Consider the following 653-nt stretch of genomic DNA (forward strand, 5'->3'; position numbering starts at 1 on the left):
GGCCTGGAGGGCGGAGCCGGCGATGTCGAAAATGGGGAGGTTGCTCATGGCTTATTGCCCGGTGATGGCGGTGAGCATGGAGCGCACCTTGGATTCGACGAAGCTGAGCGAGGCACGGTATTCCAGCGCGGCGCGGCCGTAGGCGGCACGTTCGGCATCGGGGTCGACGGTGTTGCCGTCGATGCTGGGCTGGACGCCTTCCTTGGTGATCTGGAAGGGGTTGAGGCCGCCGCCAACGGCGTAGTGCTGTTCGTTGGTGGTTTTCATCAGGCCGTTGCTGTCCACGCCCTGGGCATTGCGCAGGGCGGCATCGAAGTCGAGGTCCTGGGCCTTGTACCCGGGGGTGTCGGCATTGCTCAGGTTGCTGGCGATCAGCTTCATCCGCTGCTCGCGCAACGGCATGGCCTGGGCATGGACCCCCAGATAGTCGGAAATCAGATTGGGCATGGCGCGCTCCCACGGGACGATGGGGGGAGTGGTGCAAGGGCTGTGCCAGTCGGCGCGTTGTTCCTGCGTGTGGCGCGGGTCGGCAGAGCCCGCCGGGACACGCCGTGAACCCATCCCTGGGGGCTCGTGGGCGCCATCCATGGCGCCCAACGGTCCCGGCGGGCTCTGCCAACCCGCGCCCGGACGTGTCTGCGTCGCCGGAAGGA

General features: G+C 67.2%; 1 protein-coding gene. It reads right to left on the minus strand.

Translation table 11 applies throughout. The annotated features are described in order from the left end of the window. Positions 1 to 51: 51 nt before the first annotated feature. A complete protein-coding gene (gene flgB / locus AC1DQP_RS21250) occupies positions 52 to 447 on the minus strand; it encodes a flagellar basal body rod protein FlgB (protein ID WP_256776991.1) in 396 nt (131 codons plus the stop codon). Between the last annotated feature and the right edge of the window lie 206 nt (positions 448 to 653).

The organism is Stenotrophomonas sp. P5_A8 (assembly GCF_056400545.1).